General features: G+C 36.8%; 22 protein-coding genes. 16 read left to right on the top strand and 6 right to left on the bottom strand.

Features of this window, described 5'->3' with window-relative positions; all coding sequences use genetic code 11:
* Window positions 1-480: 480 nt before the first annotated feature.
* The 3 genes from MVE64_RS11120 to MVE64_RS11110 are packed head-to-tail and all read left to right on the top strand — an operon-like array spanning window position 481 to window position 3,916.
* Complete coding sequence (locus MVE64_RS11120; protein WP_247346447.1) at window positions 481-1,788, top strand: amidohydrolase family protein; 1,308 nt, start codon at window positions 481-483, stop codon at window positions 1,786-1,788.
* Window positions 1,789-1,805: 17 nt separating this feature from the next.
* Entirely contained in the window at window positions 1,806-2,618 is an 813-nt protein-coding gene (locus tag MVE64_RS11115) for a purine-nucleoside phosphorylase (protein WP_247346446.1), read from the top strand.
* A gap of 8 nt (window positions 2,619-2,626) precedes the next feature.
* Complete coding sequence (locus tag MVE64_RS11110; protein ID WP_247346445.1) at window positions 2,627-3,916, top strand: NCS2 family permease; 1,290 nt, start codon at window positions 2,627-2,629, stop codon at window positions 3,914-3,916.
* A gap of 37 nt (window positions 3,917-3,953) precedes the next feature.
* On the opposite strand, the gene MVE64_RS11105 is transcribed toward MVE64_RS11110, so the two are convergent.
* The gene (locus tag MVE64_RS11105; protein WP_247346444.1) at window positions 3,954-4,715 is read right to left on the bottom strand and encodes a TrmB family transcriptional regulator; all 762 of its coding nucleotides are present in this window, start codon (window positions 4,713-4,715) and stop codon (window positions 3,954-3,956) included.
* Window positions 4,716-4,991: 276 nt separating this feature from the next.
* Between MVE64_RS11105 and MVE64_RS11100 the strand changes: the two genes are divergently transcribed.
* The 3 genes from MVE64_RS11100 (at window position 4,992) to MVE64_RS11090 (ending at window position 9,559) form a co-directional block, all read left to right on the top strand.
* The gene (locus MVE64_RS11100) at window positions 4,992-6,239 is read left to right on the top strand and encodes a NupC/NupG family nucleoside CNT transporter (RefSeq protein WP_247346443.1); all 1,248 of its coding nucleotides are present in this window, start codon (window positions 4,992-4,994) and stop codon (window positions 6,237-6,239) included.
* Between the two features lie 296 nt (window positions 6,240-6,535).
* Window positions 6,536-7,906 (top strand): DUF5667 domain-containing protein, encoded by a 1,371-nt coding sequence (locus MVE64_RS11095; protein WP_247346442.1) that lies wholly within the window; start codon window positions 6,536-6,538, stop codon window positions 7,904-7,906.
* Between the two features lie 699 nt (window positions 7,907-8,605).
* On the top strand, window positions 8,606-9,559 hold the full coding sequence (locus MVE64_RS11090; RefSeq protein WP_247346441.1) for a C40 family peptidase: 954 nt from the start codon (window positions 8,606-8,608) through the stop codon (window positions 9,557-9,559).
* A gap of 94 nt (window positions 9,560-9,653) precedes the next feature.
* Here MVE64_RS11090 and MVE64_RS11085 read toward each other — a convergent pair whose 3' ends face one another.
* The 4 genes from MVE64_RS11085 to MVE64_RS11070 all read right to left on the bottom strand — a co-directional run bounded on the left by MVE64_RS11085 (window position 9,654) and on the right by MVE64_RS11070 (window position 14,131).
* Window positions 9,654-10,805, bottom strand: coding sequence for a CapA family protein (locus tag MVE64_RS11085; protein WP_247346440.1), 1,152 nt, complete (start codon window positions 10,803-10,805; stop codon window positions 9,654-9,656).
* Window positions 10,805-11,272 carry a poly-gamma-glutamate biosynthesis protein PgsC gene (pgsC, locus tag MVE64_RS11080; RefSeq protein ID WP_247346438.1) on the bottom strand — a complete coding sequence of 156 codons (468 nt, stop codon included), beginning with the start codon at window positions 11,270-11,272 and terminating at the stop codon, window positions 10,805-10,807. The genes MVE64_RS11085 and pgsC overlap by 1 nt, the downstream gene beginning before the upstream one ends.
* Window positions 11,273-11,274: 2 nt before the next feature.
* Window positions 11,275-12,450: a poly-gamma-glutamate synthase PgsB gene (pgsB, locus tag MVE64_RS11075; protein ID WP_247346436.1), complete on the bottom strand. Its 1,176-nt coding sequence runs from the start codon at window positions 12,448-12,450 to the stop codon at window positions 11,275-11,277.
* A 376-nt stretch (window positions 12,451-12,826) separates the two neighbouring features.
* Window positions 12,827-14,131 carry a M48 family metallopeptidase gene (locus MVE64_RS11070; protein WP_247346435.1) on the bottom strand — a complete coding sequence of 435 codons (1,305 nt, stop codon included), beginning with the start codon at window positions 14,129-14,131 and terminating at the stop codon, window positions 12,827-12,829.
* 205 nt (window positions 14,132-14,336) lie between these two features.
* Here MVE64_RS11070 and lepB point away from each other — a divergent pair, with 205 nt between their 5' ends.
* The 10 genes from lepB (at window position 14,337) to MVE64_RS11020 (ending at window position 20,789) form a co-directional block, all read left to right on the top strand.
* A complete protein-coding gene (gene lepB / locus MVE64_RS11065) occupies window positions 14,337-14,885 on the top strand; it encodes a signal peptidase I (RefSeq protein WP_247346434.1) in 549 nt (182 codons plus the stop codon).
* A gap of 123 nt (window positions 14,886-15,008) precedes the next feature.
* Entirely contained in the window at window positions 15,009-15,545 is a 537-nt protein-coding gene (locus MVE64_RS11060) for a hypothetical protein (RefSeq protein ID WP_247346433.1), read from the top strand.
* Between the two features lie 723 nt (window positions 15,546-16,268).
* The gene (locus MVE64_RS11055; RefSeq protein ID WP_247346432.1) at window positions 16,269-16,592 is read left to right on the top strand and encodes a hypothetical protein; all 324 of its coding nucleotides are present in this window, start codon (window positions 16,269-16,271) and stop codon (window positions 16,590-16,592) included.
* Complete coding sequence (locus tag MVE64_RS11050; protein ID WP_247346431.1) at window positions 16,589-16,972, top strand: DUF4176 domain-containing protein; 384 nt, start codon at window positions 16,589-16,591, stop codon at window positions 16,970-16,972. Before MVE64_RS11055 ends, MVE64_RS11050 begins: the two co-directional genes overlap by 4 nt.
* On the top strand, window positions 16,972-17,181 hold the full coding sequence (locus MVE64_RS11045; RefSeq protein ID WP_098794740.1) for a hypothetical protein: 210 nt from the start codon (window positions 16,972-16,974) through the stop codon (window positions 17,179-17,181). The genes MVE64_RS11050 and MVE64_RS11045 overlap by 1 nt, the downstream gene beginning before the upstream one ends.
* Before the next feature lie 26 nt (window positions 17,182-17,207).
* Window positions 17,208-17,516, top strand: coding sequence for a hypothetical protein (locus MVE64_RS11040; protein WP_098794741.1), 309 nt, complete (start codon window positions 17,208-17,210; stop codon window positions 17,514-17,516).
* Window positions 17,503-19,380 carry an HNH endonuclease gene (locus MVE64_RS11035; RefSeq protein ID WP_247346430.1) on the top strand — a complete coding sequence of 626 codons (1,878 nt, stop codon included), beginning with the start codon at window positions 17,503-17,505 and terminating at the stop codon, window positions 19,378-19,380. The genes MVE64_RS11040 and MVE64_RS11035 overlap by 14 nt, the downstream gene beginning before the upstream one ends.
* Window positions 19,371-19,799, top strand: a complete 429-nt coding sequence (locus MVE64_RS11030) for an SMI1/KNR4 family protein (RefSeq protein ID WP_247346429.1) — start codon at window positions 19,371-19,373, stop codon at window positions 19,797-19,799. The genes MVE64_RS11035 and MVE64_RS11030 overlap by 10 nt, the downstream gene beginning before the upstream one ends.
* Before the next feature lie 19 nt (window positions 19,800-19,818).
* Window positions 19,819-20,268: an SMI1/KNR4 family protein gene (locus tag MVE64_RS11025; protein ID WP_247346428.1), complete on the top strand. Its 450-nt coding sequence runs from the start codon at window positions 19,819-19,821 to the stop codon at window positions 20,266-20,268.
* An 11-nt stretch (window positions 20,269-20,279) separates the two neighbouring features.
* A complete protein-coding gene (locus MVE64_RS11020; protein ID WP_247346427.1) occupies window positions 20,280-20,789 on the top strand; it encodes an ankyrin repeat domain-containing protein in 510 nt (169 codons plus the stop codon).
* 674 nt (window positions 20,790-21,463) lie between these two features.
* On the opposite strand, the gene MVE64_RS11015 is transcribed toward MVE64_RS11020, so the two are convergent.
* Window positions 21,464-23,098: a M4 family metallopeptidase gene (locus MVE64_RS11015; RefSeq protein WP_247346426.1), complete on the bottom strand. Its 1,635-nt coding sequence runs from the start codon at window positions 23,096-23,098 to the stop codon at window positions 21,464-21,466.
* Between the last annotated feature and the right edge of the window lie 66 nt (window positions 23,099-23,164).

Here is a 23,164-nt window from a genome sequence, read left to right as displayed (position 1 = left end):
GTTTGCTTTATCCGAAGAACCCTTTTGTTGATCACTTTTTGCTAGTTTTGATGCTTTCTCATTATAAAATCAACCAATTCAGGCTCTTACTAACTAAATTACACTGTAACGAGAATAAATTTGGACCATAAAGGACATGTGACTAGGTTCCTCGTCCCACTCACATCTTTAGATCTTTAAAAATGAATAAGAAAGCTCACATGAGAAAAATCTCACGTGGGCTTTTTTGTTTTTAAGGCACCCATAGTTCTTCTCTAACCATCTCCCTTCACAAGAAGCGGGACAGAGGACCTGTCCCGCTGTCCCGCCGCCACATGAATTGGGACAGTGAACCTGTCCCTCTGGACAAGGCACCTTGACAACAACTGCCCTTGCCGTGTAATCTATTAACAATGCATTTAGGTTACCTTTATAGTGGTAACCTAAAACACTTTAGGAAGCGGATACAATGAAAACCCAGAAAAGGAGGAGTTCAATAGAATGAAAACAGCTTATATTAATGCCACATTCTTTTCTTTTGATCATGATAACCAAGTCTATGAAAATGGCATGATGATGACCGAAGACCAGCAAATTACTTATATAGGTAAGCAGTTATCGGAATTAGCTGATGTTGACCAAGTCGTTGATTTAAAAGGAAAATGGGTGCTTCCAGGTCTGGTTAATGCGCATTCACATATTTTAATGACACTATTACGAGGTAGTGGAGATGATATGCTGCTAAAGCCGTGGTTGGAGACGAAGATATGGCCACTGGAACAACAGTATACATCAGAGATTGCTTCTGTCAGTGCTCAGCTTGGAATTTTAGAAATGTTAAAAACAGGGACGACCACATTCTCCGATATGTTTAACCCGAATGGAATCGATTCTGATGTGGTAATGGAATCCATCATGAATACAGGGATTCGAGGGGCTTTTTCTCATACAATCTTCAGCATGGGCACCCCAGAAGAACAAAAAACAAATTTAGTAGAAGCAGAGCGTTTTGCTAAAATCTACAAAACTGTCACAGATGGAAGGTTTACAACAATGGTTGCACCGCACAGTCCGTATTCCTGTACAACAGATGCTCTACTAGAAAGCCTTAGAATTGCGGATGAAAATGAGTTAATGATCCATATTCACGTGTCAGAAACAGAATATGAAATTTTGGATATAGAAAAACGCTTTGGAGCTCGTCCGGTTGAGTATCTACGCAAATTAGGGATATTTAATCAGCCAACTGTAATGGCACATGGAGTGGTTCTTAATGATGGAGAACGAGACATTTTAAAAGAATATGATGTAAGAGTTGCTCATAATCCAATAAGTAATTTGAAGCTAGGATCAGGGATTGCCGATATTGTTAGTCTTCTAGATAAAGATATCAAAGTGGGAATTGCGACTGATAGTGCGGCTTCCAACAATAACTTGGATATGTTTGAGGAAATGAGAGTGGCTGCTTTGCTGCAAAAAGGAATGTATAAAGACGCAACGAAGCTACCTGCTGAGAAAACATTAGCTTTAGCAACAAGAATCGGGGCAGAAGCGATTGGAATGGGGCATACAGGTTCCTTGAAAGTTGGGAAAAAAGCTGATTTTATCACGATATACCCTTATGACAAAGCCCATTTACAACCAGTTAGTGAGGCATATTCGCATTTAGTAAATGCAGCTAAGGGAAGCGATGTTTGTGATGTTTATATTGACGGCAAACAAGTCGTGAAAGAGGGAGTCTGCTTAACGATTGATGAAGAAAAAATAATAGCAGAAGCAAATCGGTTAAAAAGAGAACTTATTAGCTAACCTGGAGGGAGAAAGCAATGAAAAATAGTGAAAGAATTCAAGAAACAAAGGAATATATCGAATCAAAAATTAAACTTGCCCCTACAGTAGGACTAGTTTTAGGATCTGGACTTGGAGTATTAGCAGAGGAAATTGAGAACGCAATCTATATTAACTATGATGAAATTCCTCATTTTCCTGTTTCAACCGTGTCAGGTCATCAAGGTCGTTTAGTTATCGGAGAATTAAAAGGGAAACAAGTAATCGCCATGCAAGGACGTTTTCATTTTTATGAAGGCCATTCTCTTGATGCTGTTACATATCCAATCAAGATCATGAAAGCTCTTGGTGTTACGCAGCTAATTGTGACAAATGCGGCTGGAGGGATACATCCTAATTTTAAACCAGGTGATTTAATGATCATTAACGATCACATAAATATGACCTCTCAAAATCCGTTAATCGGTCCAAATGAAGGTGGCGTAAGGTTCCCGGATATGTCTGAGGCCTATTCAAAAAGCTTAATACAATTAGCAAAAAATGTGGCAAATAACAATAACATAAACGTTGTAGAAGGTGTTTACGCTGGTATGCTTGGACCTAGCTATGAAACGCCAGCTGAGATCAAACTTTTAAGTGTTTTAGGTGCAGATGCAGTTGGAATGTCAACAGTTCCAGAGGTAATCGTGGCTAGGCACGCGGAGTTAGAGGTGCTCGGTATTTCTTGTATAAGCAATATGGCTGCAGGTATATCTCAGGCTTCTTTAACACATGAAGAGGTCATGGAAACAACGGAGAACATTAAAGCTCAATTTTTATTGTTAGTAAAAGAAATTGTTAGTGAGCTGTAGACGGAGGAATGAATGATGCTTCAAAATTAAATGAACATTTTCAGCTTGCAGAAAATAAGACCACCTTTAAAACGGAGGTTATGGCAGGTTTTACTTCATTTTTCACATGTGCTTATATCATATTGGCGAATCCTTTAATTTTAAAAGATGCCGGAATTCCTTTAGGTGCTTCTGTCATTGCAACGATTGTGGCCTCCGTTATAGGATGTCTACTAATGGCTTTATGGGTGAATGCCCCAATTATTATGATTCCTGGTATGGGAGTTAACGCCTTTTTTAGCTATACAATGGTTCAATCACTAGGGCTTTCCGTTCAACAAGGGATGTTAGTGATCGTCTTGTCAGGTTTATTTTTCTTTATTGTTAGCATGTCTTCGTATGGACATAAAATACTAGAATCGGTTCCGACTTCATTAAAGCATGGAATTACCGTTGGAATAGGACTATTTCTTACTTTTATAGGCTTACAAAAGGGTGGAATCATCCAATCTAGTGAAACAACCATGTTGGCACTTGGGCAGTTGAATAGTCCAGTGACAGTCTCAACAATTGTAGGAATTATCATCACCTTAATACTATTTGTTCGGAATATTAAAGGTAGTTTATTAATTGGAATTGTTGTGACGAGTGTGATGACAATTGCACTTACTGATGGAAAACATAGTAGTATCGTGGACTTCCAAACATCGAATAACAATTTATTTCAATTAAGCGAATTGAATTTACTACAAATCCCATTTTGGATCGCTGTTTTTTCAATGACGATGATTGTATTATTTGAAAATATGGGGTTACTTAGCGGAATGCTGCCTGATATGAAGAAATTTCCTCGTGCTTACAAAGCGGTTGCGATTTCAACGATTGCTTCAGGAGTAGTTGGGACAAGTCCAACAATCGCTTCTGCTGAAAGTGCAGCAGGAATTTCGGAAGGTGGAAGAACGGGGATACCTGCTTTTGTAGCAGCTATTTTATTTGGATTATCGATCTTTGCCATGCCTTTGATTCAACTAATCCCTGGAAATGCCGTTGCACCTGTGTTGATTTTAATAGGGGCGCTTATGATGTCATCGGTGAAAGACATTCCGTTTCATGATCTTTCAGAGGGATTTCCTGCGTTTTTAATTATCATTTGTATCCCTATGACATCAAGTATTGCCGATGGATTGGCGTTCGGCTTTATTGTGTATCCGATTGTGAAAATCGCTATTGGTAAATGGAAGCAGGTTTCACCTCTGATTTATGTGATTTCAACTCTGTTTCTGTTGAATGTTGTTGCTTCGGCTTTACTTTTGCATTAGGAATTAGAAAAAACCACTCTATAGTGGTTTTTTCTAATTAGTATCTTAATTTCATGAGGGTACTTTTTATATCAGGATCACTCATTAGCAGATCATAATGCTTTTCATTAATTTTTGCTAGAGCAAGATCATGGTAGAAGAATTCTGTAAAAATCTTAATAAATGGCTTGGACATTGTTTTTAAGGCCTGCCAGGCACTCTCTTCCATACCAGCGAATATCACTTCTTTTTCATCTACAATAATTAAGCGAAAGTGTTCGAGTGACTGGTGTTCTGATGCTGGAATAAGGGCATGAATATTTGATAGAGGTGTGTCAATGCTGCCGACTACTAATACCTCAACATCCAGTCCTTGTTTTTCCTTTTCAATTAATAGTGGTAAATACTCTTCAAGATCTTCATTCCAAGTTGAAATTCGAATAGAGTTCTTCGCATCTTGAACAAGCTGTTTGCTTTGTGCCCGAATTGAAGTATCAACCTTCAAACTCCAAACATGTTCATCATAATATGACTTTTTTTGAAAATTAATGTTTTCTAGCTGTTTTAAATCTTTTTGAAATTCTGTATTTAATTTTTCGATTGCAAGTGATAATGGCAACGCGGTATAATACTTTTTGTTTTCAGAAACAGAGTCTAGTATCATCCCTTTTTCAATCATACGAGATATAACTTCATAGACCTTTGATTTTGGAACACCTGAATATTTAACAATGTTAGTAGCATCCATTGGCTCCTCACTAGATACTAGAACTTCATAAACACTACTTTCATATTGTGAAAAACCAAACTTCTGTAACATAAATCCTCCTATAACTAACCACATTTTCGTACATACTATCTACTAAATATAATAAGTTAAATGGAGGTATTATGCCACTGGGTATCTGGTAATCGACAAAATTCGACTTCTCCCACCAAAACTAGTTTGACAAACAATACTTTAATAATGTATGCTATGTATGCGGTTACTAATCTAGTGGTAACTTAACATAATTTATAGAGGTAGGACATCTGACATATTGTGAAATGAAAGGGATTACAGTTTTATTTAATTTAAAATATGGGGGGATCCATAATGAATTTTCTTTGGGGAATTATGGGCATTGTTTTTATTTTAGGAATTGCATTTTTATTCTCAAACAATAAGAAAGCAATTAATTATCGTACAGTCTTAGGTGGACTTGCCATTCAAATATTATTTGCTTTTATTGTTTTAAAATGGGAGCTTGGACAAAAAGCGCTTAACTGGTTATCTACGAAGATACAAGATATTACGAGCTACACAAATGAAGGTGTAACGTTCTTATTTGGTGGTTTAATAGGAAATGAAGGGATTGGATTTATTTTTGCCTTTCAAGTTTTGACAGTTATCATTTTCTTTTCTTCGCTAATTTCAGTTCTTTACTATGTTGGCATTATGCAGTGGGTTGTTAAGATCATTGGTGGTGGACTTTCAAAGCTATTAGGAACTAGTAAATCAGAATCAATGTCAGCGGCAGCGAATATTTTTGTTGGACAAACAGAAGCACCATTAGTTATTCGTCCGTATATTGCAAAAATGACACAATCTGAGCTTTTTGCGGTTATGACAGGTGGTCTTGCATCTGTTGCAGGTTCTGTTTTAATTGGATATTCACTAATGGGTGTACCACTTGAATATCTGTTAGCAGCAAGTTTTATGGCAGCACCTGCAGGCTTAATCATGGCAAAAATCATGATTCCTGAAACAAAAAATGCAGTAGAAGCACAAACTGCGGCAACAGCTGAATCAATGAATTCAACAGAAGATATTGATGATAAAGAGGACGAACCAGCAAACGTAATTGATGCAGCAGCACGCGGGGCATCTGATGGATTAGGTTTAGCTCTTAATGTAGGTGCAATGTTACTAGCATTTATTGCTTTAATTGCACTAGTTAACGGAATGTTAGGTGGAATTGGTGGCTGGTTCGGGTTTGAATCACTTTCTCTAGAAATGATATTAGGTTGGGTTTTTGCTCCAATTGCTTTTATGATCGGTGTACCTTGGGCAGAGGCGCTTCAAGCTGGTAGCTTCATCGGACAAAAAATTGTCTTAAACGAATTTGTAGCATATGCTGCATTTACACCTGAAATGGCTAATTTATCAGATAAAACAAACATTGTTATTAGCTTTGCTTTATGTGGATTTGCAAACTTCGGATCACTTGCTATTCTTCTAGGCGGCTTAGGTGGTCTTGCCCCAAGCAGACGCCCTGACATTGCTAAACTAGGCGTGCGCTGTGTCATCGCCGGAGCATTGGCATCACTACTAAGTGCTGCGATCGCTGGTATGTTGTTCTAGGGGACAGGTTCCTCGTCCCGGGGACGTAGGGACAGGTCCCGTGGCCAGTTGAATATTATGATGATGAAAGCTCATGTGAGAGAAATCTCGCATGGGCTTTTCTTTTAGAAAAAACGATGTAGACTTATCTCAAATGAGGCAAGGTACCCATATCTCTCTGAAAAACTACATAGACTCTTTCAAATGGAATAAAATAACAGTCCTAATTCCTCATTTTTTCTGCTAAGTACGGACATATACTTATCAGCTCTCACCGAATGATTTATTTTACTAACATTTTAGGGGGAGAAAGTTACATGGATTACAAGAAATTTAAGAAGTTTATGGTTTGCGGTCCAATCGCATCGGCACTTATTTTTTCATTAATCACAACTGCCGCACTAGCAACTGAAGGTGTGGAAGATCAGCAAGATCCAACTGTAACAGAAGAAACAATCACAGTAGGTGACGAAACGTCAACTAGTGAAGATACTACAACAGAAGAAAATGTAGTAGAAAATGAAGAAGCAGCTATAGATGAAAACGAAGAGAATACTGCTGCCGAAACTGAAACAATTGAGGAAGAAGTAGAAAAGGGTACTGCTACCGACACCGAAACAATTGAAGAAGAAGTAGAAGAGAATAATGTTACTGACACTGAAACTACTGAAGAAGAAATTCAAGAAAACGAGCCTTCATTAGTTCCGGGAGATTTCTTCTATTTTGTAAAGACAATGATGGAAAAAATAAGACTTGCCGTAACGTATGATGACTATGAAGAAGCTCGTCTATTAGCAGACTTTGCAGCAGAACGTATCGCAGAAGCTAATAAATTGATAGCTGAAGGTAAAAGTGAGGAAGCGGAAGAACTACTTAATGTAGCTATTGCTACTCAAGAGGAAGCAGCTGATCACCTAGCTGAATCAGAAGAGGTATCGGGCGACACTACAGAATCTGAAGAAGCAGCGGTTGATACAACAGAAACTGCAGAAAACATCGTTGAAGCAACAGATACACAAGATGCAGTGGCAGAAGAAAATGCCGATGAAAGTTTAGAAGAAACTGAAGATGAGGTTGAAGTTAAGCTTGCAAATAACATTGACTCATTAGCAAAAGTGCTAGCTCAAGTGAAAAATCCTACAGCACAAAAGGCATTAATGAAAAATATCCAAAAATCATTTGCTAAACTTGATAAAAAACTAGCAAAGCTTGAGGAAAAGGCGGCTAAGTTCGGTCTTGAAGATAGTGAAAAGAGTGAAGAAGCAGAAGAAGTAGTTGCAGAAGAGCAAACCGAAGAGAACCTTGCTGATGCTGAACTACCAGTAGAAACGAATGAAGAAACGGTAGAAGAAGAAGAGAATGCTACTGAAGAAGAAACAACTGCTGTACAGCCTGTGAGTACTGTCACTACAACATCAGTTGTTGAAAAGCAACCAAAAGAAGAAAAACCTGCTAAAGCAAAAGAAGTAACTAACGAGAAAAAGCAAGAAACTTCAGTGAAAAAAGCAGAAAATCAACCAAAAGCTATCGAGAAAAAGCAAGAAGCTTCAATGAAAAAAGAGGAAAACCAGAAAAAAGCTAATGAGAAAAAGCAAGAAGCTCAACAGAAAGAGAAAGCGAACGAAAATAAGCAAAAAGCTCAAAATAAAGATGCTAATGGCGATAAAGGGAAAGATAAAGAAGAATAGGGTTTAGTGTTGTTCCTAAAGAGAGTTTCTGTGTTTACAGGACTCTCTATTATATTTTTAGCGTTTTCATTTACTATATTAATAGATGAGGGACAAGGTACCTTATCCGTATTAACATTGCTTTTTATATAGTAATTCGCACTAGAATGAAAAAGCAATATGGCAAGTAAATCAGCAAAGGAAATGCTTGGAGACATACGCTCCAAGCATTTTTTATACCAAAATAAGCACCCGATTAAACGATTTTCATATCTTCAAGAATTGCCAGGAAATAAGCTACTAAAATAAACGGAAAAATTCCTCTTAATAAGGAAATAGCACAAGAAATAGATTAAATAGACGGAAAAATTCCACCTATTTAAACGAAACAAACAAAAATGGACCATTTTCCTTTGCTTAATCGGAAAAACTCCGCTTATATCCCCTAAATGAGTTCGATTCTTCAGTATAACCGGAAAAACTCCGTTTATCTAAACTCTGTCAGTTACCAATTAAGAATAAGCAAAAGGTAATAGGACTGCAAAATGGTGTGCTAATTTAGTTTTTGTCTTCGGAGGCCGAACCCGTTACTTATATAAGTCGGGTTTTTAAAATGAGCCAAGGTGCCTGTCCCTCTGTCCCACACCAGGAATGATTTCCTATTGTTCTGTAGAAAGAATTAAAATATGATCTAGTTAAATTCTTTGAGGAGTCAACCATATGAAAATAACCTTCATCCGATTATTGATCATTTTCATTTTTACTTTATCTCTAGGTACTAAAGCATCTGCAATGACTTATACAGAGAATGTGATTAAAAGTGCCAATCACTATCTCGGGACACCTTATGAATTTGGGGCGGAATATGAAACCTCACAAAAGTTTGATTGTTCATCTTTTCTTTCGACCATATTCAAAGAAAATGGGATATGGATTCCTCGAACTTCTAAAGAACAGCTATTGCAGGGGAACCTTGTTGTGGCAGTGCAGGACTATGAGCAATTTTCAACAGGATTTCAAAAAAACTCAACAGGAGAAAGGCTTCAGTTTGATTCAATTCTCCAAGATATTCAAAGAGGGGATATCATCTTCTTTGATGCAAAGGACGATGGGGTCGAGGAAATACATCATGTTGCTATGTATATAAATGAATATACTCTGCTGCATGCAACACAGTCATACGGGGTTAATTATTCGCACTTTAGTGAGTATTGGAAGAATGGAATCGTCGCAGTAAAAAGGTTTTCAAAGGATAGTTATGAACAAAAGCAAAATCAAATCGTGAACGATTCTGTTATGAAGTACGCAACATCTCTTATTGGGGCCCAACAGTTGCCTACTCTTGCGGATGTTAACGAAACAGTACTAACTACCATTGATTCCTCATTCTTTGTTCAGCATGTTTATCATCATAGCGGACTTTCCTTACCAAGAAGTAGTGAAGAGATGCTTAAGATCGGGGCCTCGTTGCCTTTGACAGAAGCAAAAGGAGGAGATCTTCTTTTCTTTGATTATGATGAGGATGGAAAACTTGATTATGTTGGATTGTATGTTAATTCAGATTCCTTTCTTACTTCCTTTCAAAGCAAAGGTGTTCACGTTAGAGAGTTAACGACTAGTAGAAAAGATGATATTGTTGATGTGAAAAGACTTTATTATACTGGGTTTTATTAAGAAAAGGAGGGGGGACCGGGACAAGGAACCTGTCCCTATGCCCCCTTTTTTAATGGGACAAGGAACCTGTCCCCACAAACACCCCCACAGGCACCTATGCCCCCTTTCCCACAGGCACAAAAATCCGCCCATTCTTTATTTCATAATGATCCGCGTTTACTCCCTTAGTTAAACGAGAAAAAATCATTTCTCTTCGGAGTTGGAGTAGTGGGTTTTTCTTTACGTTTTCTTCAACTAGCGGAATAGGAGAGGCATTTTTGATAAATGCAGGTGTGATTTCAACATAATGATTTTGCTTTTTATCGACATGGTACTGTGCGATGGCTGTTTCTTTTGTCATAGACCAGCCTTGATCAAAAATGAAATTTCCTAAGCTATAAAAGATAACGGAACCTTTATAAAGCTCAAAAGATGATAGCACATGGGGGTGATGACCTATGATGACATCAGCTCCGGCGTCGACTATTGCTTTTGCTAGGTTCTGTTGATTTTCTTGAGGCTCAAAAACATATTCATCACCCCAATGAACATGAACAACAACCATGTCTGCATGTTGACTTGCTTCCTGTATGATTGGCACCAATAATGATTGGGCAGCAGGAAGAATGCCTGGGGTGTTTTGATCTGCAGCGAAGTTTTTGGGAAGCACTTCACTTGCTCCTATTGTTGCAATGGTTCTTCCTTTTATTTGTTGATAAAGAATAGCGGACGCTTTATCTAAGTTTTCACCAGCTCCAACAGATTTTAATTGATATTTTTCTAAAGTTTTTACGGTCTCTCTTAGACCATTTTCACCGTAATCCATCATATGATTATTTGCTAAATTAATAGTTTCAAAGTGATTCTCTTTTAAAAGTTGCCCAACCTCTTCACTAGCTCTAAAGTGAATACTTTTTTCTGCTTTTTCATATTGACCCTTCACAATTGGACTTTCTAAGTTGCCGCTTACGTAGTCAGATTGTTCGAAATAAGGCTTTACGTAGCGAAATAAATGGTCATAACCATTCATGTTCGCCGTTTTTTCAACATATCTGCCAAACATCATATCGCCCACAAAGGTTGCTGTGAATTCTGCATCATTTTCGGTAGTAACTTGATAGTCTGCTTTTAACGAATAGATCTGAAGAAAACTCATTACCCCAATAATGATAGCTGTTATGAGCATCACATGTGTGGTGTTTCGTTTCTTCATCTGCTTAATCCATTTCATAAGTTTTTGACGCCAAGTTAACGAAGAACCTTTCATTAAAAAACAACACCCTTAAGAAAGAATTGATTTAAGAGAAGGAGCCCAAATGTTACAGCACTTAATAAGATCGTTGTTACAAAAGTAGGAACAGCTCCCTGTCGTTCAATGGTATTGGCAATTAAGCCTGGGACAATAACGCCGATTCCTCTAAACTCATAAATTTCAAAGGGCATATAAGGATAAAATGCGTCAAAAATTAACTTGAAGCACACACCAGCAATCATCATCGCCGCAAATTTCCTTTTTCCATAAAGTATCGTAAAACGGCGAACACCATGATTAACAGTTATATAAGTTACAATGCTGATTAAAAAAATCATTAACACGAAAACCGGCTGATCAAAGACAAGGGCAAGATAACCTGGCACAATAATTCCAGCAGGCATAATCCCTGTCTTTTCAGTAAAAAGTAAGCTTAGTCCACTGCCAATAATTAAGGCAAGATATAAATCTGATATTTCCACGGTTAAAGAACCTCCGTTTCCTTTTCAAATTCCTTAACAAACCGCTTAGCCGCACCATGAATATTTCCAATGCCATAGACAACCTGACCTGGCTGAACTAAATCCTTTAAGACGGCTACGATCTCTTTGGACTCCTTATTTTCTAAATTAATATAGTCAAGAAGTTGGAATTCGTTTTGTTCAACAGCCCTTGAAATGGGACTAGTAGATTGACCAATCACAACTAATGTGTGTTGTGGGAAATGGGGTAAAACTTTTTGAACAAATTCATTTGTTCGCTCAAGTCGATCTCGTCGGCAGTTCATGATAATGATTGAGTTTTCACCCGAATATCCTAACTCCAAAATTCGGTTCCAGATTGTTAAAGTTGATTGAGGATCATTAGCTGAAAATCCGTTGAAAAAATAGGCAGGATTTTCTGATTTCCCTATTTTCCTTACAATCAAAGCACCTGCATCTGGTGTTGATTTAAGCATCCCTTGTAAAGCAACTTGCTTATCAATGTTCATAGCCTTCGCAACTGCAAGGGCTAGCGCTACATTTTCCGGAAAAACAAGATAAGGAAATTGTCTTAAATAGGACTCCTCAACTGCGCTAACATCAGCTTCAATGAAGGTTGAATTTCGCTTTAACGCAATGCTTCTAAAAAAAGGAGTATACTTACTCGGACTCACAATAATAATCCCGTTAAACGGAATCGCTGATGTAAAGGCATCTGCTACTTCATCTAAAGTAGGACCCATTTCATCTAAATGATCTTCTAATACATTTGTAATAATCCCTATATTGGCTTGAAATAACTTTTCCTGAAAAACAACTTGATATTGTGGACGAACGGCCATACACTCACTTACCAACGTATCTGCTTTATGTTCGACGGTTTCTTTGACAACCTTTTTCTGCTCTATAATATTAGGTCCAAGCTTAGACCTTTTGATTGGCTTTTCTTGATCAGTAAACCAATAAAGCATTTTCGCATCAGTACCAGTTGTTTTACCGATCACCTTTCGATCGGCTTCTTTTATAATGGAAAAAATCAACCTCGTTACGGTTGATTTACCTCGTATTCCGTTAACATTGATCCTAACAGGAATGTTATTAAGTCTTGAGTTATTTGTTTTATACTCCAAAAATCCTATAAATAAAACAAGACTAACGGTAAGGATGATCAAAAGCATGTAAAATTACCCCCTTATCAATAACCCATCTTATTTACCTGGACTAAATATGGAACGGCTACCACCTATTTTTCTTAGGTCTGACCCAATTAGAGGTTTAAGAATATTTGTTGTTACTCATTAGAGATAATCTACAACGTTCCTTCGCTTTGAATGATGGAATGGGGGAGGTGGCTAACCTGGATGAAGGAATTTTAATGAGGTAAAAATGCCCGCAAACAGAATAAAGGCTGGTAACTATGTAACAGAGTATAGAAGCAATGATTTCTATAACTGTTTGCGTTCAATAAAAAAAAACCTAAGCAAAATCTTAGGATTTCCATTTATGCACTCATAGATTGTACAGGTACTATATTGGACATTCTCTGGGTGAAGCCTAATAAGTATATGAATTTAATAACGTAATCATCTCATCATTCCCCATATCATAAGCATGATCAACAGCGGATATCCCCTCAGAATCAGTAATAGCAGGATCTGCACCTGCTTCTAATAATCTTTTAGTAGAATTTATATCCTCGTTATAAACAGCATTCATTAATGCCGTCCATCCCCAGCTATCTTGCCAGTTAGGATCTGCGCCATATTCAACGAGCAAAGGAATAAGGTCATCCTGATTATTTGCAACAGCAATCATTAGGACACTTTCTTCATACTCATTTACTTCATTAGGGTCTTCACCACTTAGTAAAAGGTCCTCTACTTCTGCTTTATCAGCATCTATTACAGCCTGCATTAAAGGAGTATTCTCAAAGCTATATCCGTAGTCACTTTCCATGAAAAATTGTTCTAACTTGCTGCCAAATTGTGATAGAACAACTGCCGTTCCTACACCAATACCAATAAAAATTGTAGGAATAACAACAAAGATAACGAACATTAACAAAACAATTCTCTTTGTTCTGCTTTTAAGCTGTACGGAAGGTTCTCCGTATGTGAAACGTTCTATTTCATGTATGCGCTTTGGAATAGGAGGATGTGTTGATAGTAGCTCAGCTAAAATAGCGAAAATCCCCCGTTTTTCGTTGTATTGCGTTAAATATTCTTGAATATTAACTTTGTTATAAAGCCTTCTACCAGCAGCTAAAACTAAAAGACCATTAATAGCATTTTCTGGTTTTTCTGTATAATAAGCTGCCATGCGGTCACATGTATATTCTGCCATTCTTGAATAACTTGTGCCTAAGAATGGTACCCACATAGATAATGAGAGTAGTATACTTTTAGCGATATGGTTCCTTTTAATATGAGCTAACTCGTGAGCAATGACATAATCAATATCAAAGTCCTCTGACTCCTCTGCAATATCAATGAAATCAGAATATAGCACAACCATGTTTTTCCCGAATAATGCGAGAACTTTTGTAGCGAAAGCATTTAATAGTCCACCAGATTCAATCACATACACTTCAGGGATCTTGTCTAAATTCATCTTTTGACAAAGAGTGATCACCTTATTGTGAAGCTCAGGAAACTGATTTTCTCTTAATCTCACCCCGTTTAATTGAATGTGAGCCATAGAAAGAGCATGCGAAAATAGTGATAATAATCCAATTGCTAATACGATAAAAACACCAATGATCGAAAGAAGTAAGTATAATGCCATAAGAACGCTGACGATGATACAGATAATAAATAGCGTTTCTTCATGCTTATGGACAAGGTTCTTATTATTTTCCAATTTTTTCAACTCCTAACAGTTTATAACAGACAAATTTTATTATATGATGTTTAAAGGTGAAAATGAATAGAAAAACAACCTTTTCTTTTATGGGAAAGGGTGGGAAATACTTTTTAGAGATGTGGTATGATTTAAGAGGTTGAAAAACTGCTTAAAACTGGAAGTGCTTTTATAGAAAAATAAAAATATGAGGTGAAGATCAAGAATGAAAGCTAGTACAAAAAAAGAAGTTCTATCTTGGCTGAAAACATTTGCGCTTGCGATCATCATTGTTTTTGTTTGTCGCCAATTTATCTTTACACCAACGTCTGTATTTGGGGAGTCAATGTCACCTACTTTTCATGATGCAGATAGGGTGATACTGAGTAAAACATCAGAGATCCAGCGCTTCGATGTGGTCGTGTTTGATGCTCCAGACCTTGAAGGAGAACACTATATAAAGAGAGTAATAGGTCTACCAGGCGATACGATTAAAATGGAAGATGATGTTCTTTCTATCAATGGCGAAGAATTCCCAGAAGAGTATTTAAGAGAAAATAAAGAAAATAATACATTAGAAGAATTAACATTTGATTTCACGCTTGAAGAAATCACAGGAGAAACAAAAGTACCAAAAGACATGCTCTTTGTAATGGGAGACAATCGCTTAGACAGCAAGGACAGCAGAATATTTGGATTCGTTCCCTACGACTCGGTAATTGGTGAAGTGAAGTTTCGGTTTTATCCTGTGAATGCGGTTGGGGTTCCGGAGTAGGTTCCCTGCTTAGAAGAGGTGCTGGTCCGGAGTGTGAGTGGTGCCTGTCACTTCCCGAATTTTGTCGATATGACAACAGCGTTTCTACAACATGTGGGTGTGCTTAAAGGAGGAAGATAAAGGATGAAGAAGCTGCTGCAAATTTTTTTCTTCACTAGCATTCCTTTTGGATTCATCATGGGACTTATGTTTCAAGAATTGGAAATAGGGATTATGGTAGGTCTCTTCTTTGGACTAGGAATGACGATTATCCTAGGAATCATTAACAAAGTTTCAATGAAGTCAATTGGAGAATCAGGAACTACTAGTGTGAAGCAGGAAAAACAAATTGAATTAACCTTGCCATACAAATCTGCCTTCGAGCTATGTAAAAAAGCTGTTCTTTCCATCAACGGAACCAAAATAACCTATGAGAACGATCAGGAAGGTAAGATCCATGCGAAAACAGCAGTAAACGCCTTAACCTGGGGCGACAAGATATCCGTTTTTGTAGAGAAGGTAGATGAAGAAAGATCTAAGGTACATATACAAAGTAAGCCTGCGGTTGCCACTACTGTTGTGGATTATGGAAAGAATTTGAAGAATGTAAAAATGATTGAAGATTATTTGGTGCCTGTCACTCCCCGAAGTTTGTCAAATGGACAAGAACACTTGAATTAACAGACAAATTAATTAGCAAAAATGCTTGGAACATTGTGTCTCCAAGCATTTTTTTGCACTATATAGTAGTGTTTCCTGAAAAATAAACGGAAAAATTCCGTTTAAATTAGGAAAAACCAACATTTCTCACAAAATAAGAGGATTTTTTCCGCTTATCTGAACCAAAACTTTAGATTTGGCTATATTTAGAGAAGTTAAACGGAATATATCCGCTTATATCGGCTTTTTAAGCACCTACTATATACCTTACCCGGAATTTCTCCGCCTATTAATTCCTATACCTCCACGAAAAATCAACAATGAATAACATCAAAGTCTAATATATTCTAACTTGAATATCCAAAACCCTACCACTTTCAGTACATCAATCCCCAATTAATGTAGCTAACAAACTCGCACACCACATGAACTTTTGTCATCCTGCCTGAAAGGAATGTGAATTAGGGTGCAAAAATAGCATTACAAAAAAGATACAAATTTCCCAATTCAATTGAGAATTTAGCGACTTTGTACTCAAAACCCAACTACTTATACAACACGTAAAACGCTTTTTTATTTACGTAGTAAACTTTCAGACTAGTTTTCTTTAAAAAGTAAGTACTTATATCTAGGAGCATAGATGCACAACTGTTATTTTTAGATAATTTTTACCATATAATTTCCAAGCGCTTCATTTATAATACATATGTATGTAAAAAATTAACATGAAAGTGAGTGAGTGGGTTGAATGAAAAAATGGAGTTAAAAACACTCGCTATGGAAAAAGTGGCTCAAGTCATTGACTCTTTATCAAATGAAGCAAAAATTAGATATCGTGTGGCAATTAATGAGTTTGCAGATTTGTATCTTGATGATGAACTTGTCTTTCAAGAACTTTACTATGCTTACAAGCAAGAGCGATCTTCCTATAATATACAATGTGAAAATGGAGAAGAGATTACTTATAGAAGAGAAAATGATGAACACGTGATTAGTTTGCACAAACATATTTTTGTTTACCTGAAAAGCCTTTTGTCCTCTTTATTACTTCATGTATTGAAATCATGAGAGAGGTGTTACCGCTAGGTACAGTTGTTGAGCTTAATCCACTTCATTTTATTCCTGAACATCAAACGTCTTCACCTACCAAGGTTGTGATTACAAAGCGTTTTATAGCACCAACAGGGTATCAAACGTATTTCCCATACGGTGGCGCTATTTACCCTGTAGGAGAAATGAAGAAAGATACAACCATTTATTTTACAGAGCCATTGATTACAAACGTGATTCATACAGGCTATAAAGATGATATGGAAGAAGCATTTCTTCTGCTCATAAAAGAAGATTTTATTGTTCAAAAAAATATGAGTTCTATTGAATTTTCTACACAAGACATGAAACGCCTTCAGCTTGAAATTGAGTCTAAGGAAAGAGCGGGTAAAAGGTAATGGCACTTTATACGTCAAGCTTTTGTTATAACTTAGTTTCTGGTATCAGCTCGTCTTTGGAAGATGCAAAATATGAGATTAAGAAAAATTTTGAGCAAATGGACTTAGAAAATGCATCTGTTGAAGAAGAGATGAGAGAAATGATAGAAGAAATGATAGCAGAGATTGATCAATTACTTGCCACGATTCAATCTGTTCATTTTAGATAAAAAGTTGGTAGAGAGGAGTTTACGTATTGGGAACAACAAACATAAAGATGAGTGTTCACGATTTACAAACCACTTTACAAACACTTCAATCAAGTATTGAAGAGTTTAGTAGTTATACTGACACCTTCCGTACTGGCACAAGAGATCAATTAAAGAACTTTAATTCTGATTTCATAGAAAAAGTTGATGCGATTCTAGATAATATGAATGATGATATCAATAAAGATTTACTAAAGGATATGTATGCTATTCATGCTGCTGGTAAAGAAATGCTAGAAGAAATGAAAAAGGCCGATGAAGAAGCGAGTGAAATGATTCGGAGTGGGCAGTCATGAAAGAGACATACAAATTAACTATGGAATATTGGATCAAATTATTGAACAACTTCATACATACAAAAATGCCTTAAATCAAATGCACAGTTCCCTAACCTCGATAGCTGTTTATGTAGAAAGTAACGCAGGAAAGAGCCTGGACGTTTGGGATGAAACCATTCAGCAATCAAAGAAAAATATTAATAGCTACCAAGCTCAAATAGACGATCTTTTATCATTATTTGAAAACTATGTGACCGATACAACTGCCTACATTACACCTATTTCTCGAAATAGTATGATGAGAGTCGATCGCAACGATATCTGGTGGAACCTCACACAGATTGAATCAGGTGTAAACAACAATATGTTTAATGCGATCCTAGAAACACATAAGTCCCCAAGCTTCTTATTTGGTTTGTTTGACGATCCAACTCCAGAAGAAATAGAGAGAAGCAGACATAATAAACAACAGCTCGATGCTATTCGGACGAATATTGAATCTTCCAAGGCAATGCTTGAAAAGAATATAGAAGGTTTATGGGACCTTTATGAAACAAAAGTAAAGAAGTTTGAAAATGTTGATGATGAATACTCAACCAAAGCCTCTGCAGTCAAAGATACCTACACCAACTTCTTTGAAGGAGTAAGTGATGTTGTTTCTGTAACGGTTGAAGGGGTATGGAATTTCATAAAGGGATTATTTGTAGCCATCTATGAAATCGCAGAAGGCCTGATTAGCCTTGTCATTGATGCGGGAATCATCGCGATATCTAGTAAAATACCAGACTCAATTGAACCCGAATTCTTAAAAAAGGCGGCAAACACAAGAGTAGAGACCTTTGCCGGAACGCTCGAGCAAATCATCGATGACCCGATCATCGTCCTAGAATCGGTCGCACAATCCATATCAGACACCTCAGAAAAAGAAGGGATTATGTATGTAACTGGAGGCGCAGCAACCTCCCTCATCCCATACGTAGGCCAATCAAAATACCTCAAGCTATTAAAAGTAGAAAAAGACAAAGCAAACAATACCAAAGCAGTAAACCCAGCCATCTCGCAAAAAGTAAAAGAAATCGTCCAAAACAACAAAGTATTTGAAGGAATCAAGAAAGAAACGGTAGAATTATATAAAGATGTAAAAAAAGGCGGAACCCAATTTGTCGATGACGTCACCAACTTCTTAGGCAGAACCTTATTTCCAAACCAGTCCCTTCAAATGAGTACGGCGAATTCAGTTCCTGTGAATGTTTTTAGTAGGTCGACGGTAGAAGATCGGATTGATTCGGTTGTTTCTAGGTCTAGTGTGAAGGTTGATAAGGGTAGGGGTAATAATAACATTCAAAACATTGACGAAATTAAATTTGAGAATGCAATGGTTGAAGCAGCGAGGAATCAAATTTATACTAGAAAACCCAATATACCTAGAAATTTCATTAGTAAGGTTCGTAATGAGGATGGAACGACTACTTTTACTTTCTTATCAAAAAAGAATGGAAAAGAATATAATGTGAGATATGATAAACAAGGTTTTCCAATATTTGATTCGAAGCATGAAATTACTTTACCAGAAAAACTTCATCTAGATACTGATGCAGCACAATTTGAATATCTGTCTAAAATGTTATACAAAGAAATAAAAGAAAAACCTGAATTGTTATCAAAATTCACAGATAGAGAAATAGAATTGTTAAAAGCAGGCAAAGTACCTCAAACCTTGACTTGGCATCACCATCAAGAACCAGGAAAAATGCAAATTGTTGACTATTTTGAACATCAAGCAGCTAGTCACACTGGCGGAAGAGCAATATGGGGTGGTGGTGAAGCGGGAAGAAAAGGGGAAATCAAAAAGCAGATACTGGAGTTGAGTTCATGGGATTAACAAAATGGAAATATACGGAAGAACCAATAGGTGAGAAGAAGCTAGTTGAAGTTGAAGAAAAATTTGGTTTCACTTTTCCAGCTGATTTTAAACAATGCGTAATATATAATAATGGAGGCTTCCCAGATCCTAATGTTTTTGATTGTGATGATGGAAGAATTGAAGTTGTTTTTAATAACTTAATTAGCTTTACTAATAAAGACATAAATATTCAAATGTTTTATGAGTTCTCCGCTCAAAAACTAATCCCTTTTGCCAGAGATCCTTATGGAAATTTATTATGTTTTGACTATCGGTATAATGAAGACTCTCCAAAAGTTGTCTTCTTCATTAGTGAGGACGAAGAAACGTCAATAACTCCGGTTTGCGACACATTTACAGACTTAATAAATAGATTATATTCAATAGTAAATAATTAGTTTTTAGGAGTGGGATAAATTGGAAATTGAATTCGAATCTTCTTTTAATCTTTTAGTAAGTAAAGATATCGAGATATTTGAAAATAGCTACGGTATAATACTTTCAGATGATTATAAGGAATTTTTACTTCGTAATAATGGCGGTAAACCAGTAAAGAGAAGATTTAAGACATCAGATGGAACTGTTACCTCTTCAATTATGTTATTTTTACCTCTAACTAAAGATACAGATTTGAATCTAGAACGCTTTTACCAGAAATATTGTATAAATAAGATAGTACCTTCTAATTTAATCCCTATAGGCATAGATCCAGCTGAGAGCTTGATTTGTTTAACTCTCGGCAAACAGGACCAAGTATACTTTTGCGATATGGACTATTTTGAGGAAGACAATGAGTTAAAAGACGAGTATATTAAACTTATATCAGAAGATTTTACTACTTTCCTTAGTAATCTATACAATGGGTAATTGTTTTAAAGGTGGATAAAAATTTACTTGCGAACGACATCCGAAAAGCCATTAAAAATGGTCAACTGGATGTTGTAGAAGAGCTGCTTAAAAAAGAACCAGAAATGTTGACATGGGTTACACCGTTCGGGACATGGTTACATATAGCGGCAGCTCATGGACAGTTAGAAATCGTTGAATATCTCATTAATTCTGGTTTAGACGTTAATGCAGAGGGTGGAACTTTTTCTACCAATGCCCTGGAAAGAGCAGCTAGCAAAGGTTATCTAGATATTGTCCAACACCTCTTTAACCAAAATATAGAGATGGATACTAGTGAACCTGATAGAAACCCTCTGTTTGCAGCTATATATGGTGGTAATCTTGAGATTGTTAAATTGTTGGTAGAGAACGATATTGATATCTCGAAAAAATATTCTGGTGAAAACATGAAAGATATGGATGCTTATGCATTTGCTATAGAAAGAGGACAAACAGAAATTGCTGAATATTTAAAACGAATGATGGATGAAAAAGAATAAATAATGAGTTACGGTAAAAAAGTCTACAATAAAGAAATTAATAGGCTCATTTGTTTAAGATAGAAATAGTAATTTATAACTGTAAAGCACTTTGTTGTCTTTTAGGCAACAAGTGCTTTTTTGTATGGAATGTACACTTTGGACAACATAAATAATGACTGTATGAAAATCACAGCTCATGAAGGTAGTACCTTCATGGCATTCTGTTTTGATACTGTGTTTGTGAAAAAAATAAGATAAATAGGCGAGATGACATTTTATACGGTAGGGGTAGTTATGAAATGGATTGTCTAACAAACTAACGAGATTGACAAGGCTCGTGGTGATAAACAATGGGTAATGTGAAAGAGAGTTGTTTATTGTCTTGGCACTTAAACTTTGGGTTGTAAATTTACTAGAGACGGTCGTATAATACTCGCTATTCGTTAAAAGCGTTACATAATTTGTGATTTTCGTAACAAGAAGCTGATAAGGTAACCTTTTCGGGAGTCATAGCAACAAAAACCTATTCCATGACAGGCCAGGAAACCTCTCTATATGTTCCTTATATATTTTGTCCGGAGATATACTTTATGTAAATGGACGAGGGACCTGATCCCCCGTCCATCTCCTTTTAACTTATTTTAACTTTACTTAGTGTTTAAAGGTGGGACGAGGAACCTGACCCCCGTCCCTTAATAAACCCCAACACGATCCCAAGCTGACTTCACAGCATTATAAGTACTACCACCACTACCATACAAATCAGCAGCAGATTGTAATAAGGCAGCTCGTGCATAACTGAAGTTGCTAGTTGGTGTGAGGTAAACAGTTAATGCACGGTAGTAGATTTTTTCCGCTTGTGTTTTTCCAATGCTACTGATTGTATAATAAGCAGCTTTATTTGGAATTCCACTATTCGTATGAACTCCACCGTTGTCAGATGTGGTGTTCACATATTGATTCATATGCTCAGGCTGGCCGAATTGAGCTGGGTTTGAGAGACTTCGTAAGGCATCGCCAGCTTGTCCTGGTGTGTACACATCTTCTCCCATCAAATAATCCTGTGGATCTAGGAAGTACCCGAAAACGTCTGAGAATGATTCGTTTAACGCTCCTGATTGGTTACGGTATTCAAGAGATGCTGATCGATCTGTCACAGCATGTGTTAGCTCGTGTGCAACAACATCGAGTGCGCCTGATAAAGGAGCAAAGACACTACCGTCGCCATCTCCATACACCATTTGTGAGCCGTTCCAAAAGGCATTGTTATAATTACGACCATAATGAACAGTTGAACGAATGGTTGCTCCATTATTGTCAAAGCTATTCCTACCGTGTGTGTTTAGGAAGTAATCGTACACCTTTCCGGCATAGAAGTGAGCGTCAACATCAGCACCCTGTGTGGAGCTTGTCCAAGCGTTATTACTATCAACTGAACGTGCGCCAGGATATGTTGAACGATTTTGTGCAGTAAACGTTTCAATCACACCATTCATTGGCTTGGTCACGTCATATAAATAATACGTACCACCTGAAGAGTAGGTATTGAGAGTTTTAGAATCGCCTAATACTCCATATCCAGTTCCAGTAGTAGCGGCATCGTTAACAGCATTGTAAGCATCAACAACTGAGCCGTCTTTTGCATTAACAAAGATTTGCCAATTTGCTCCGTATGGCTCTATAAATTGAAGTTGAACCTTATAGGTTAATGTGTAGGTCCCCTCGCGATGATAAATCACTAAATCCTTTTTCACTTGAGTATTCTCTAAGTTAGAAAGTTCGTCTTGATGTTCTTGTCCGCTATTTGTTTCTTTTTCTGTTAAGTCAATTTCCTTCCAAGCTAAATCTACCGCTTTTTCCAGTGTAATAGAAGCTTTTGTTTGTGATTTTGCTAGCTTATCAGCAGCATCGGGATACAATAGACCAGCTGTAGCGATGACTTCGTTGTTTTCGTTTGTATGAACAGTAAAGACAGCACCGTCAATTGGCACACCATTAATGGCTTGGGCAAACTTGTAGTGAGTCATACCTAGATCGTCCGTCTCTTTTTCTAGTAATGTTAGTTCTTTGTGGGAATCAATTTTAAATAATTCTTTGTTTGCTTTTAAAAATTCTTTTACATCTTTATCATTTTTTATTTTATCTTTTGAGAGTTTTCCAGAGAGGAATAATGGTACATCTTTGTCCTTTTCGATCAGCTTTTGCACTAAATTCATTTGTTCCATAAGCTTTTCAGATGGTGTTTGAGCAAATGATGTTGAAGCGGGTAAGATGGTGCTAAACGCTAGGGAGGTACCAAGAACGATAGTAGCAAGTTTTTTTGACATCTTTTCTATCCCCTTTACGAAAAATTTCGATTAACGAAAGCTTAATCGTTTTTTAGTTTAGAAGGT

This window comes from Metabacillus endolithicus, assembly GCF_023078335.1.
Lineage (GTDB): Bacteria > Bacillota > Bacilli > Bacillales > Bacillaceae > Metabacillus > Metabacillus endolithicus.
Note: the sequence above shows the minus strand (reverse complement) of the source record. Positions and strands in the feature narration are given on the sequence as shown.